Here is a 13700-nt window from a genome sequence, read left to right as displayed (position 1 = left end):
TTTTTTTCTATTGTCAAATATTTTTTTATTAATTTATTTCTCTTTTATTTTTAGGGAACTTACTACGTAATATTCTCTTGCTGAACTTATCATTGCTGCGTTTCCTATTCTCATGTATGGTGCTATGAATTTTTTATTGTAGGCAAATAGGCCTGTTACGTATGAAAAGTTTTCTAAACTTGCTTTTTCTTTTTCCATTTTTATAAATTTCATAGGATTTACTGTGTAATATTCTTGGTAAATGTAATTTTTATTTTTTATTTCTTCTAAGATTTTCCCAAATTCTTTTTTTGTGTGTTCTTTTCCTACGTAGATTCCGTGTGATGCGTAGCCTTGGATTGGTTTTAAAATATATTTGTCCTTGTTTGCTACCAATTTTTCTTTGTCTTTTTCGTAATTTAATTTTTCTGTATATGGTATGTGATTTTTTATAAATTTATTTTCTTTTTCCGATAGTATCTTTTGACTTTCTTCTAGCCTTAGGATTCTAAATATATCTTTTGTGTAAAAAAGTGTGGACCTAAATGAGCCTATGCTTATTATTTCATCGTTTAGATAGGCATCTATTAAATTTTTTCCTAATTCTTTGTTTTCTATTAAATCGCTTGTGACAAGTCTTCTATAGACTAAGTCGATTTTCATATCTTCTATATACAGGCCATTATTTTTTCTTTCTAAATCTTTTAGGTTTGCAATTTTGCAATTGTGACCTCTTTTTTGAAATAGATTTTTTATAGTTTCAAATTCTATGTTGTCAAATTCTATTATGTCGACTATTGCTATGTTTATTTTTTCTTTTTTGCCTTTTATTGAAAAATATAAATCTTCTATTGAATCTACCAAACTTTCTAGTAGGTTTATATGATTTATTTGATATTTTTCTTCTAGTTTTTTTATAGCTTTGGAATCTTTCATCAAATCTGCCAAAGACTTATCTTCTAGCATAGCTGATGAGCCGTCTGTGTTTAGCTCGCAAAATTTATAGTCTTTTTTGCCATCATACATTACGTCAAATCTCGCTATTGGTGTTGAAATGTCATAGCCTGGATCTTTTAGGATTAATTTTTCTGTCAAAGGATCTAGGTCGAATAATTTTCTGTAATTTTCGTTTTCTAGGTATTCTTTTGTGACTTTTTCTACTATGGACATAAAAATATTTATCATTTCATCATAGAGTTTAAAATCTTTTGTATCGTAAAAATACGCATCATACAAGGTAGGTAGAACTTCTTCTTTGTAGGTTGCTCCATATTCTTTTCTTTTGTCTAATAAATTTTGGTAATCTTTTCTATAGCCTTTATAATCTTCGTTTATTATTTTTATATAATCATCTTTTATTTTGTTGTTTATCATTAATTCCTTTTCTTCTCCTCTAATCTTCTGGATTGTAATTTACTATGGATACAAATTTCCCGTTTTTGTCTTGAATTTTTCTAATTCTTTTGTCGAAATCTGTTCTTTTTAGCCAAACCAATTTATCACAACCCAAACATCTTAACTTCATATCTGCACCCATTCTTTCGATTTTCCATTTATTTTCTCCGCACGGATGAGATTTTTTTAGGCTAACTATATCGTTTAATTTATATTTTTTCATAAATTTCCTCTTCTAATAAACTACTTTTTATTTTTCTTTTTTCCATTTCTTCTTTTATAAGCTCTCTTACTTTTCTTGAAATCTCCCATTGCATTCCTGCTTTTACCAAGGATGTCACCCTTACTGTGTAGGAGAAATCCTTAAATTCGTGTATTTCAAAAAAGCTCAAATCTTCTACGAAATCATTTTTATATTTTGGCATTGTTTTTATTTGTTGAGATACGCTTTTTATCATCGCTTTTACTTCATCAAGCTTTGTATCATTAGATACGCAAAAATATGCTTCACTTTTTTGAGCTCCCCTATCAAAATTTTGGACATTTGTTATATTTGAATTCGGAATAATGTGAAGGGATCCGTTATAATCTCTGATTTTTGTAATTCTAAGATTAACCTCTTCGACAGTTCCTTCAACTCCAGAGCATGAAACCCATTCGCCAACTCTTATCTTGTCATCAAATATTATCAAAACTCCCTTCACAAAATCTGCAATAAGAGTTTGAGCACCAAGAGCTATGGCGATACCACCAATTCCTGCTGTAGCTATAAGACTTGATGTGTTTACTCCAAAAATATCCAAAATCATAGTTATGGCAATAAAAATTATAAGTATCCTAATTATAGAATAAAAAATCCTTGATAGGGTTTCAAGTTTTGCTGTATTTCTTTTTGCTTTGCTTTTGTTTCTTTCAAAAAATTTTCTTATTATTTTATGAACTAATTTTAATGTAATAAAACACAATAACAAAACAATTAGGACAGAAATAATATTTATAGTAATTTTATTTCGCATAAAATCGGGTAAAAGAGAGCTCTTTGCAACCATCTTGTCAATATTTTCTATATCTTCTAATTCATTCATTTATATCATCCTCTATAATTTTTAAAATTTCACAAGCAAGCTTTTCGTGAAAAATTTTCCCCATGTGCAAACCATCAAGATAATAGGGCTTGATTTTTCTTGAATCAACTTTCAAACAATCAAAGTCCAAAAGTTTTTTTGCAAATTCATTTATTTTTTCATTTACATATCCATAAATCAGATAAGAATCTTCCTCCTCTATTAAAGGCGGTATAATTATAATATTTTTTCTGGCAGTAGATAAATTTAATATACTTTTGACATTTGAATATGCAAGATTCACACTTTGCCCATTCAAAAAGTCATTTGAGCCACCAAAAATTATTAAATAATCAATATCTTCATATTTATTTTTATTTTTTTCATACCTTTTAACCATATCATCTGTTGTAGAGCCATTTATGCCAAAATTTATAACTTCAAAACCCGCCTTAGTTAAAAAGCGGGTGTAATTATTGCATTCTACAAGATAACCTTGGGTAAAGGAATCTCCAAGAGCAAGTATTCTCATTATTTTACCTTCTTTAGGGCAAGGGCCGTTCTTGATGGGATATAAATTTCAATTCCATCGTAGTCGGTATTTTCTAAATTTTTGGATTCATAAATAAAATCTTTCGAAATTCTTCCAAGTCCACCAAATTCTTCATCGTCAGTATCCAAAATCACTTTAAATTTTCCCTTATCGTGGATTGGCACTTGGAAAGAATCGTAGGAATTTTGTGGGTGGAAATTGAAAATATAAACTATATCCCCATTTCTGTAGGCAATAACTTTCCTATCATTATCAAGCCACAGCCTAAAAATATCATTTCCTAATTGCTTATTTTTTTTGATTTGGTCAATCATTTTTTCATCCCATTTCAAAAGCCAATCGTATTTTAATAGGTCATTGTCAGCCAAAGACCAAAGACGTCTTGCGTAATGGAAAGAATAATTATTGCCTTCTCTTGGAAAATCTATCCATTCAGGATGACCAAATTCATTTCCCATAAAATTCAAATAAGATTCAGCGCCCATAGATATTGTAATCCATCTTATCATTTTGTGAAGAGCAATCGCCCTATCAATTATGATATTGTGGGTTGTTTTTTCCATATCCCAATACATGGAAGAATCTGCAAGTCTAAAAATCGTAGTTTTTGAACCGACAAGAGCTTGGTCGTGGCTTTCTACATAAGAAATTCTAGCTTCAGATGGTCTAGAAGTTGAAAGCTCGTACCACATTTTTCCCATATCCCAATCTTCATCTCGTTTTTCTAGGGCCTTTTCCCAAAAATCTGGCATACCCATAGAAAGTCTATAGTCAAAACCAATTCCTCCATCTTTAATTGGTAGGCACATTCCGGGCATAGCTGACATATCTTCAGCAATTGTTATGGCATTTTTCTTAACTTCTCTTATAAGTTCATTGGCAAGTTGAAGATAATTTATAGCTTCAATATCGGTATTCATAGAAAAATATTTTGAATAATTATCAAAATTTTCTCCCCTACCGTGATTTTTATAAATCATTGATGTAACTCCATCAAATCTAAAACCATCAAAATGAAATTCCTCAAGCCAATATTTTATATTTGAAAGAAGAAAATGGCATACTCCAGGTTTGTGATAATCAAATAATTTAGAATCCCAATCAGGATGATTTCCCTCATCGCCTTCATGGAAAAATTGGTAGTCTGTTCCATCAAAAAGATTTATCCCCTCAATAGTATTTTTTACAGCATGGGAATGAACCAAATCCATTATCACATTTAAACCCATTTCGTGGGCAGTATTTATTAAAGATTTTAAATCATCATTTTCTCCATACCAAGAAGAAGGAGCGAAAAAATTTGAAACTTGGTAGCCAAAAGATCCATAATATGGATGTTCAGCTATAGCCATAAGTTGGACTGTATTGTAGCCTTCTTTTTTAATTCTTGGCAAAATATTTTTTTCAAATTCTTTGTAAGTTCCAACACCCTCTCTTTCACAAGCCATACCAATGTGGGCTTCATAGATTAGAAGATCGTGGTTTTTAATTTTAAATTTATCATCTGTCCATTTAAATTTTTTCCTAGGATTTTCTACAATTGCAGAAAAATCTAAATTTTCATCTCTTTCAACCCTTCTTGCAAAAAGAGGAATCCTATCTTGGATGCTTTCTCCATAGTCAACCATAACTTTCACTCTGGATTTGTGTGGAATAGTCCTAATTCCTTTAACAAAAATCTCCCAATCTTCGTCATTAATTTTCTTTAGAGGATGGGAGTGTCTATCCCAATCGTTAAAATCTCCAATTAGATAAAGCCCCTTGGCATTTGGAGCCCATTCCCTATAAATCCATCCAGTTTTTACCTTGTGAAAGCCATAATAATTGTGGGCATTGGCAAAATCTTTTAATTTTTCGCCTTTTTTCAAAAGTCTAGCCTTTTGTTTTTCATATTCATCCATTCTCAGATTTATATCATTTTTATAATCCTTGATCCAAGGATCAATTTCCAAAATCTTCCACTCTTTCATTATTTGCCCCTTTTCTATACTATTTTTTATTCTTTTTTATTTTCCTCAATAATTTTTTCTGTTATTTCTTTTGGAACTTCTTCATATTTATCAAATTCCATTGAGAATGATCCGCGAGCCTGTGTCATTGATCTTAAATCTATTGAATATTTTAAAACTTCACTTTCTGGTGCAAGAGCTGAAATGATTTGTGAGCCGTCTTCTTGTGGTTCCATGCCCAAAATCTTTCCACGTCTTTTGTTCATATCTCCCATTACATCGCCCATGTACTTCTCATCAACTTTAATTTCAAGTTTCATTATAGGCTCAAGCAAAATTGGTTTTGCTTCAACGATTCCTTTTTTGAAAGCAAGCCTTGCTGCTGATTTGAAGGCTTGTTCGTTTGAATCTACTGGGTGGTAAGATCCATCATATAAAGTAGCCTTTATTCCAACAACCTTATAACCTGCAAGAGGACCTTCATCCATTGAATCACGAAGTCCTTTTTCTACAGCTGGGAAATAATTTTTAGGAACTGCTCCACCAAATACTTCCTCATCAAAAACGAATTCTTCATCGCATGGTTCAAATCTAATAAATACATCTCCATATTGACCAGCACCACCAGATTGTTTTTTGTGTTTACCTTGAACATCAGATTTTCCCTTGATAGTTTCTCTGTAAGGGATTTTTAAATCAACAATTTTTGTATTAACAGAATAATTTTCTTTTAATTTATCCATCAAAACTTCAAGTTGAACATTACCAAGTCCTGCCAAAACTTCTTGGTGAGTTTCAGCATCTCTTCTATCTTCAAAAGTAGGATCTTCTTCTGATAATTTTTTCAAAGCGGCTGAGATTTTATCCTCATCATTTTTACTTTCAGCCTCAATTGCATAATATAAAACTGGTCTTGGATATTTAATTTTCTTATATTCTATAGGATTGTCTTTTGTGCATAAAGAATCTCCAGTTTGAAGAATATCTTGTTTAGAAAATGCTCCAATATCTCCAGCAACAATTTTTTCTGTTTTATATTGTTCTTTTCCTCTTAAATAGAAAATATTTGAAGCCTTTAATTCCTTATCTTTACTTATATCATAGAAATTTTGATCTTTTTTAATAGCTCCAGATAAAACCTTAAATATTGAAATCTTACCCAAAAATGGATCAGCAATTGTTTTAAATACAACAGCAGAAAAAGGACTATCTTCGCTAACTTCAAATTCTTCATAATCATCAGTAACTCTAAATCCAATGTTTGCAGCCTTGTGGTCAGGAGATGGCATATATTTTGTAATAACATCCATCAACAAATCAAGACCAATATTTTTCTCCAAGCTACCAGCAACTAAAGGAACAGCATTACCATTTATAATTGCCTTCCTAAATCCTTCTTTAAATTCTTCTTCAGTAAAACTTTCGCCTGAAAAATATTTATCCATCAACTCATCATCACTTTCAGCAACAACTTCTTGAATTTCTTCATAAACAGCATTTACTTCTTCAACTCTGATTTCAGGTATTTCAACCTCTTCTACCTTGCCATCAACATATTTAAAAGCTTTTTTATCTATAACATCGATCAAACCTTCAAAATTTTCGCCTTCACCAAGGGTTAAGGTTAGTGGGATTATTTTTTTGGAGAAATCTATGTGTAGGTCACTAACTACTTGATTGAATTTGGCATTTTCTTTATCCAATTTATTTACAAAAATAATTCTTGGCAAAGAAATATTTTCTGTATATTTCCAATATTTTTCAGTTCCTACTTCGATTCCATTTTCTCCATCAATTACAAACAAAGCTGATTCGCTTGCTCTGAGAGCATTTAATACTTCTCCTTCAAAATCAAAAAATCCAGGAGCATCGATAAAGTTTACCTTGTAATCCTTGTATTCAACAGGAATTATTGAGGTTTGGATTGAAATTTTTCTTTTAATTTCTTGTTTTTCATAGTCAGATACAGTATTACCGTCCGCTACTTTTCCAACCCTGTTAATAGCCTTTGTAAAATATAGCAAAGATTCAGTCAAGGAAGTTTTTCCTGCTCCCGAATGCCCTACTAAAGCTAAATTCCTTAATTTGTTTGTTTTATAATCTTTCATAATAAAATAACCTCCGTTTTGTCGATGAAAACATTTTTTCATTCTATGTATATTTATATACCCATTTTATTAAATTAACTAAAAAATTTTTAACAAAATTAAATAATTTATTTTTGCAAATATTTTCATTGTTAAAAACAAACTTAAACTTATTATTAAAATATCAAATTACAATAAAAAAAGACTTGGAAATATCCAAGCCAGATTATTTCAAAAGTATACAAATCCTCATGCTAAGAATATCATACGTAAAAAATTGATTTGATTTCAAATTCCAAAATTCGTCAAGAAATCGCACTGTTTGAGAGCGTAGCTTGAGTTTGCGATTTTAGAATTTTGAAATTTAAAAATCAACAATTTTTGGAGTCAGATATTCGTGCTTGAGGGTTTGTTTACGATCTGACTTAGAAAAAATCCAAGTCTATTTTTTAATTAAATTTTTAATACCTCTTTTTATTACCTCAAAAAATGATAAAGACCTTCTCAACTTATCTGACTCAATATAATTATTTAAAGCTCTCAAAGTTTTTTTATTATCCTTTGTTGTAAAAATAAAATTGCCACTTTCTTTTGTATGAATCGCAAATCTATTTATTTTTTTGCCAAATAAAACTGACGCACTCACAAAAGAAATTTCCTTGTAAGGAATTTGTATATAATCTTCTACATTTTTTTCATTATAAAATTCAAAGGCCTTATCGCCTACCATTATATTTCCATCAGAGGTAAATCCATTAAGGCATCTTCCTTTAATGGATAAGTCTACATTTTTATTTTGACTTTGAACCATTACATGATTCCAAGTACAGATGCTATTATTCCTATTATAAATAAAGCAACTATTATAACAATTGGAGATACATTTTTCTTTAATAATTTACAAATTCCAAGTGTTAATAACATTGGAACAAGTCCTGGTATTAATTGGTTTAAGTTATCTTGTAGGGTTGTAACTTTTACTTGATCAAGGCCTGCTGATCCTAATTGATCGTAAAGTTTGAAGGCTTCTTGAAGTCCCTTGCTGCCACTTGATAAAGAATTCCAATCAATAAATGATCCTGCTTGTTGAGTTACTTCTGATACGTTTACAGTAAATGTTACATTTACCCATCTTTGTACCAAAGCACCAACTATAAACATACCAACAATTGATGCAACCAAGTTTACTTTTCCTAAAAGTCCACCTGATAAATCTTTTGTAATTTCATTTCCTACTTTGTAACCAAATTCTTGAGTTTTCCACTCAAATGCCATTCTTATAATATTCCAAAATACAAAAAATATTATTGGTCCAATAATATTTCCTGTTAGAGCCATTGATGCACCAAGAGCTCCAAGTATTGGTCTTGCTGTAAACCAGAAAACCGGATCACCAACACCTGCCAAAGGTCCCATCATTCCTACTTTAACAGAGTTTATTGTTTTATCTTCAATAGGAGCTCCATTTGCTTTTTCTTCTTCCATAGCAAGAGTAACTCCCATTACTGGACTTGAAAGATATGGGTGAGTATTATAAAACTCTAAGTGTCTTTTTAAAGCAGATTTTCTTTCTTCATCTGTTTTATATAATTTTTTGATAGCAGGAATTATTGAATAACACCAGCCACCGTTTTGCATACGTTCATAATTCCAAGAACCTTGTAGGAGTTGATGACGATTAAATACTTTTATCCTATCAGATCTTGATAATTCTATTCTTTTTTCATTTACTTCAGTCATATTTCCTCCTAATAATCATTTATAATATCGCCAAGTGGATCTCCAGTATTAGCTGATCCATTTGATGAAGATGATTCTTTAAGTTTTAAATAGATAAGTGCAAGTGAAAATCCTACTACACCAAGTCCGATTAGAGTTAGTTGTGGGATTGCTGCAACTGCAAAACCAATTGCAAAAAATGGCCAAGTTTCTTTTGTACTCATCATATTAATTACCATCGCATAACCTACTGCTGCAACCATTCCTCCACCTACTTCCATACCATGAGTTAACCAACCTGGCATAGAATTTAAAACGCCTGTTACAACTTTTGGTGAAACAAAACAAAGTGCTGCTGCAGGAACTGCAATTCTAAGTCCTTGCATCAAAACTGCAAGTATATGAAGAACTTCAATTTTTCTGAAATTTCCTTCTTCTGCTGCTGCATCCATTCCGTGAACTATTGGAATTGATAAAGTTCTTGCTATCATTGTCAAAAATAGACCTGCTACTGAAAGTGGTATAGCAACAGCTATTGATGTATTTATTGCATTATTTACATTTCCTGAGCCATCTTGTAGAGCTAAAACCATGATAATAGCACTTGCAACTGATGCCAAAGCCGCATCTGGAGCTACTGCTGCTCCAACATTTGCCCAACCAAGAGCAATCATTTGAAGAGCACCACCAAGCATAATTCCTTCTTTTAAATGTCCACTTACAAGTCCAATCAAAGTACAAGCAACGATTGGTTGATGGAATTGGAATTGGTCTAAGATTCCTTCCATACCCGCAAGTAGAGCAACTATAACAATTAAAATAATACTAATTGCTGACATAATTCCTCCTTAAGCCAAACCAAGTTCTGATTTTGCTTTTTTCATAATATTTGTAAAGTTTTCAGGCTGATTTGCTGGAACTTTTCTTACATCGATTTTTATTCCCTTGTCGAGTAATTTTTCAAAAGTTTCAACATCTTCTTTTCCCATAGAAACAGTAGAAGTTACATAAGCCTTTCCTTGTGAGTGAGCCATAGATCCAAGATTTATTTCTTTTAAATCTGCACCTTTTTCGATAAGCTCAAGAGCATCTTGTGGTGTTTCAAATAATAACATTGCTCTTGTATCTCCAAAACGTGGATCTTCAAAAATTTCTGCCATTTTCCAAATTGGCACAACGTGAGCCTTAACTCCTGGAGGAGCAGCCTCCATTATCATTGACTTACGCAAAGCATCTTCACTTACATTATCACTTACGACAATAATTCTTGTTGGATTTGTAGATTTTGTCCAACTTGTAGCAACTTGTCCATGAAGTAATCTTGTATCAATCCTTGCAAGAACAACGTCAATTTTTCCATCTCCAATTACAGTTCCTTCTGGAATTGTTCCAGTATGTTTTGGAAGATTTTCTTGTGACTTATCTTTTGCATTAGATTTATTGTAATCGTCCATCAAGGATTCTGGTTTAGTTTTTACTCCTTCTTTGGCAGGCTCTAATAATAATTTCGCAAGATCATGTGATTTTTCTTCCATAAGTCTTGAGCCAAGCGCCTCAATTAGCATGGGTAAATTAAGTCCGGTAAGAACTGCCCACTTTTCTTCATTTCCATCCATTAGAGCTGAAACTTGGTTAAAAGGTGTTCCACCCCAAAGGTCAACTAAGAAAAGTATTTGTTCACAATCAAGTTTTTTGATTTTTTCTTCAAGATCTTTTCTTAAATCATCAGGACCCATTGAAGGTAAGAGAACAGCTGTTTCTAATTTTTCTTGTTCTCCAAAAATCATTTCCCCAGATTGTCTTATACCTTGAGCAAATTCGCCGTGACTTGCCAGTATAATACCTATCATTTACTTCCCTCCTTAAATTAAATTGATTTATTAAATAAACCTATTTTTATTTTACACTATATCAAGAAATTTTTTAAATATTTTTTTAAAAATTAATTTTTTCCTATTAATGAGATGAAATTTATTTAAGAGTATAGTTGTAGTAATAAATATAAAGAAAGGATTTATTAATGGAAAAATATATTTTAATAAAAAATAAAAAATATGAAAAACTTGGTCTGGATGTTTTTTTGTATGAACATAAAAAATCTGGAGCAAGAATTAATTATATAAAAACCGATGACAAAAACAAAACTTTTGCAATTGCTTTTAAAACTCCCCCAGAATCTTCCAAGGGGATTTCTCACATTTTGGAACATTCTGTATTAAACGGTTCAAAAAAATATATAACCAAAGAGCCTTTTATGGATATGATTGCATCAAGTCTTCAAACTTTTTTAAATGCCATGACCTATCCTGATAAAACTGTTTATCCTGTTGCAAGCGAAAATGATAAGGACTTTTTCAATCTTCAAGATGTTTATTTGGATGCAGTTTTTAATCCAAAAGTTTTAGATAAGGAAGAAATTTTCTTACAAGAGGGAAAATCTATAAAAATTGATGAAAATGGAAAATTTTCTGTATCGGGCGTTGTTTACAATGAAATGAAAGGGGCAACTACAAATCCAGATACTATTATTGTAAATGAAATAAATAAATATCTTTACAAAAACTCCTGCTACCAATATGTTTCTGGCGGAAATCCTTATGATATTTCTAAATTAACTTATGACGAATTTTTAGACTTTTACAAAAGATTTTACCACCCATCAAACGCTGAAATTTTTTATTATGGAGATATGGATATTGAAAAATATTTAAAAAATCTTGATGAGGAATATTTGTCCAATTATGAGAAAAAAGAAATTATTGCAGATTGCAAGGTAGTTGAAAATTATTACAAAAAACCAATTTTTACCTCTTTCCAATCAAACAATGAAGATAAAAACAAATCTTATCTGACATATTCATTTTTAACAAATGAAAGAGCTAATATAAAAGACCAACTTGCAAACGCAATTTTATCAATCGCTCTTTTCAACTCAGATTCTTCTGAAATTTCTCAAAGAATTTACAAGGAAATTGGGCCTGAAAGTTTTTATGCAAGGACTGGCTATGGTCAAAGATCTTCAATTCAAATTACAGCCCAAGGCACATCAGATGAAAACTTAAATAAGTTTGTAGAAATTATTGAAGAAGAGCTTGAAAAATATGCTCACCATATTCCAAAAGATTCCCTAAAAGCTGCCCACGCCCTTTTTGATTTTTCCCAAAGAGAACAAATGAATTCAGCCTCAAAGGGAATTGAATATATACTCATGCACAATTTGGACAATGAAATTTTTGATAGCCTAAATTTGATTGACTATATAAACGAATTGGGAGCTTTGATTGAAACTGATTATTTTGAAAAGCAAGTTAGGAAATATTTTATAAATAACAAGACTAAACTAGTTCTTGTGGCAAAACCAAATAAGGATTATTTTAAAAATATTGAAGAAAAAATCGACCAAGATTTGGAAAATTTGAAAAATTCCTTATCAAAAGATCAGATTGATAAATTAAAGGAAAAGGAAGAAAAATTAAAAGCCTTCCAAGAAAAAGAGGATTCCAAAGAAGATAAGGCAACCATCCCAGCCCTTGAAATTAAAGATGTTGACCTTGAAATCGAAAAAATTCCAAGAAAAATAGAAGATGATGATTTCAAATTTATCTACCACGACCTTGACAGCGCAGGGATGCTTTATAATGAATTTTTCTTTGATATAAACCACCTTAACCTTGAAAATCTCAAATACCTTTGTCTGATTTCAGACTTTTTGGGCTCAATTGATACAAAAAAACATTCTTACCAAAATTTGGATGATTTAATTCCAATAAATATGGCAGGACTTAATTTTACAATCCAAAATATAAAAAACAAGAACGGAGAAATTAATAATTTTATAAAAATTTCCTTCAAAACTACAATTGATAGGTATGAAAATTCTTTGAAACTTGTAAAAGAAATAATGAATGAATCTGTTTTTGATAATGAAAAAAGAATTAATGATATTTTAAAACAAATCAAGGCTTTGTTTGAAATGAATATGTATGATTCTGGTCATAGCCTTGCCCTTACCCGTTCTTTTTCACATTTTGATAAACTTTCATATATCAAAGATGAGCTAAATGGCTTTGGCTATTATGAATTTATAAAGAAAATAGCAAGGGATGTAGAAGAAGATTTCAATAAGTTTAAGGAAAAATTAGAAGATTTGTATAAAGAAATTTTCTCAAAAAATCTTTTAATAAATATCACAGGATCAAATGAAGATTATGAAAAAGTTAAGACTTTTATAAAGAAAGAATTTTCAGACCTTGAAAAGATAAAAAAAGAAAAAGCTCAAATTGATTTTTATAAGTCCTATTATAAAGAAGGAATTTTGTCTGATGCAAATGTAAATTATGTTTCTATGGGGGCAGATTTGAAAGAATTTTCTGACAAGAAATTAAATCTTTTGGCTCTTTCCTCATCAATTATTTCAAATCCTTACCTTCACGATTTAATTCGTGCAAAAGGAGGAGCTTATGGAGTAGGACTTATGGTTGATAAGTACGGAAATATTGGAACATATTCTTACAGGGACCCTCATATAAAAGAAACTGTAGAAAATTATAAAAAAATCCCAGAAATTTTAGAAAATTTAAAACTTGATCCAAATGATTTGAAAAACCAAAAAATTTCAAAAATGGGTTCATATTTAAAACCTCAATCTCTTCAAGCCAAGACTTCCTTGGATTTTATAAGATATTTGCAAGGATTTTCTTATAAAGAGCTTGAAGAAAAACTTCTTGATATAAAAAATGCTAAATTAGATGATATAATTACTTTGAAAGATGACTACAAAAATATTTTGAACAAAAACAATCTTACAGTTTTTGGAAATAGGGAAAAATTGAGGGAAAATAAAAATTATTTTGATAAAATAATAGATTTAGATTCTTAAACATCCTGATTTTATTATTAATTTATTTAATTTTTACTATTTGTATATTAAATAAATATTAAGATAGTTTTTATA

11 protein-coding genes are annotated in these 13700 nt (G+C 30.4%); 1 reads left to right on the top strand and 10 read right to left on the bottom strand.

Features of this window, described 5'->3' with window-relative positions:
- Positions 1–33 precede the first annotated feature (33 nt).
- From HMPREF3045_RS04970 to HMPREF3045_RS04925, 10 genes are all read right to left on the bottom strand, one after another.
- Positions 34–1353 (bottom strand): glutathionylspermidine synthase family protein, encoded by a 1320-nt coding sequence (locus HMPREF3045_RS04970; RefSeq protein WP_070737485.1) that lies wholly within the window; start codon positions 1351–1353, stop codon positions 34–36.
- A 19-nt stretch (positions 1354–1372) separates the two neighbouring features.
- Positions 1373–1597 carry a DUF951 domain-containing protein gene (locus tag HMPREF3045_RS04965; protein ID WP_004839914.1) on the bottom strand — a complete coding sequence of 75 codons (225 nt, stop codon included), beginning with the start codon at positions 1595–1597 and terminating at the stop codon, positions 1373–1375.
- Positions 1584–2459 (bottom strand): mechanosensitive ion channel family protein, encoded by an 876-nt coding sequence (locus tag HMPREF3045_RS04960; protein ID WP_070737482.1) that lies wholly within the window; start codon positions 2457–2459, stop codon positions 1584–1586. The genes HMPREF3045_RS04965 and HMPREF3045_RS04960 overlap by 14 nt, the downstream gene beginning before the upstream one ends.
- Positions 2452–2970: an SGNH/GDSL hydrolase family protein gene (locus HMPREF3045_RS04955; protein WP_070737477.1), complete on the bottom strand. Its 519-nt coding sequence runs from the start codon at positions 2968–2970 to the stop codon at positions 2452–2454. The genes HMPREF3045_RS04960 and HMPREF3045_RS04955 overlap by 8 nt, the downstream gene beginning before the upstream one ends.
- A complete protein-coding gene (locus HMPREF3045_RS04950) occupies positions 2970–4961 on the bottom strand; it encodes an alpha-amylase family glycosyl hydrolase (RefSeq protein WP_070737475.1) in 1992 nt (663 codons plus the stop codon). Before HMPREF3045_RS04950 ends, HMPREF3045_RS04955 begins: the two co-directional genes overlap by 1 nt.
- A 26-nt stretch (positions 4962–4987) precedes the next feature.
- A complete protein-coding gene (gene fusA, locus HMPREF3045_RS04945) occupies positions 4988–7048 on the bottom strand; it encodes an elongation factor G (RefSeq protein ID WP_070737472.1) in 2061 nt (686 codons plus the stop codon).
- A gap of 421 nt (positions 7049–7469) precedes the next feature.
- Positions 7470–7838, bottom strand: coding sequence for a DUF956 family protein (locus tag HMPREF3045_RS04940; protein WP_070737470.1), 369 nt, complete (start codon positions 7836–7838; stop codon positions 7470–7472).
- Positions 7838–8767 (bottom strand): PTS system mannose/fructose/sorbose family transporter subunit IID, encoded by a 930-nt coding sequence (locus HMPREF3045_RS04935; RefSeq protein ID WP_070606143.1) that lies wholly within the window; start codon positions 8765–8767, stop codon positions 7838–7840. Before HMPREF3045_RS04935 ends, HMPREF3045_RS04940 begins: the two co-directional genes overlap by 1 nt.
- Positions 8768–8775: 8 nt before the next feature.
- Entirely contained in the window at positions 8776–9585 is an 810-nt protein-coding gene (locus HMPREF3045_RS04930; protein WP_070606144.1) for a PTS mannose/fructose/sorbose transporter subunit IIC, read from the bottom strand.
- A 9-nt stretch (positions 9586–9594) separates the two neighbouring features.
- Positions 9595–10596: a PTS sugar transporter subunit IIB gene (locus HMPREF3045_RS04925; RefSeq protein WP_070737468.1), complete on the bottom strand. Its 1002-nt coding sequence runs from the start codon at positions 10594–10596 to the stop codon at positions 9595–9597.
- A gap of 170 nt (positions 10597–10766) precedes the next feature.
- On the opposite strand from HMPREF3045_RS04925, the gene HMPREF3045_RS04920 reads away from it, so the two are divergent.
- Positions 10767–13625: an insulinase family protein gene (locus HMPREF3045_RS04920; protein WP_070737465.1), complete on the top strand. Its 2859-nt coding sequence runs from the start codon at positions 10767–10769 to the stop codon at positions 13623–13625.
- The last annotated feature ends 75 nt before the right edge of the window (positions 13626–13700 follow it).

The organism is Anaerococcus sp. HMSC075B03, from assembly GCF_001815585.1.
Classification (GTDB): domain Bacteria; phylum Bacillota; class Clostridia; order Tissierellales; family Peptoniphilaceae; genus Anaerococcus; species Anaerococcus vaginalis.
The sequence above is the reverse complement of the archived record's forward strand: the minus strand, read 5'-3'. Positions and strand labels throughout refer to the sequence as shown.

Coding starts and splice junctions, on each gene's coding strand:
- HMPREF3045_RS04970 (WP_070737485.1), bottom strand. CDS start 1,353: ATGATAAACAACAAAATAAAAGATGATTATATAAAAATAATAAACGAA.
- HMPREF3045_RS04965 (WP_004839914.1), bottom strand. CDS start 1,597: ATGAAAAAATATAAATTAAACGATATAGTTAGCCTAAAAAAATCTCAT.
- HMPREF3045_RS04960 (WP_070737482.1), bottom strand. CDS start 2,459: ATGAATGAATTAGAAGATATAGAAAATATTGACAAGATGGTTGCAAAG.
- HMPREF3045_RS04955 (WP_070737477.1), bottom strand. CDS start 2,970: ATGAGAATACTTGCTCTTGGAGATTCCTTTACCCAAGGTTATCTTGTA.
- HMPREF3045_RS04950 (WP_070737475.1), bottom strand. CDS start 4,961: ATGAAAGAGTGGAAGATTTTGGAAATTGATCCTTGGATCAAGGATTAT.
- fusA (WP_070737472.1), bottom strand. CDS start 7,048: ATGAAAGATTATAAAACAAACAAATTAAGGAATTTAGCTTTAGTAGGG.
- HMPREF3045_RS04940 (WP_070737470.1), bottom strand. CDS start 7,838: ATGGTTCAAAGTCAAAATAAAAATGTAGACTTATCCATTAAAGGAAGA.
- HMPREF3045_RS04935 (WP_070606143.1), bottom strand. CDS start 8,767: ATGACTGAAGTAAATGAAAAAAGAATAGAATTATCAAGATCTGATAGG.
- HMPREF3045_RS04930 (WP_070606144.1), bottom strand. CDS start 9,585: ATGTCAGCAATTAGTATTATTTTAATTGTTATAGTTGCTCTACTTGCG.
- HMPREF3045_RS04925 (WP_070737468.1), bottom strand. CDS start 10,596: ATGATAGGTATTATACTGGCAAGTCACGGCGAATTTGCTCAAGGTATA.
- HMPREF3045_RS04920 (WP_070737465.1), top strand. CDS start 10,767: ATGGAAAAATATATTTTAATAAAAAATAAAAAATATGAAAAACTTGGT.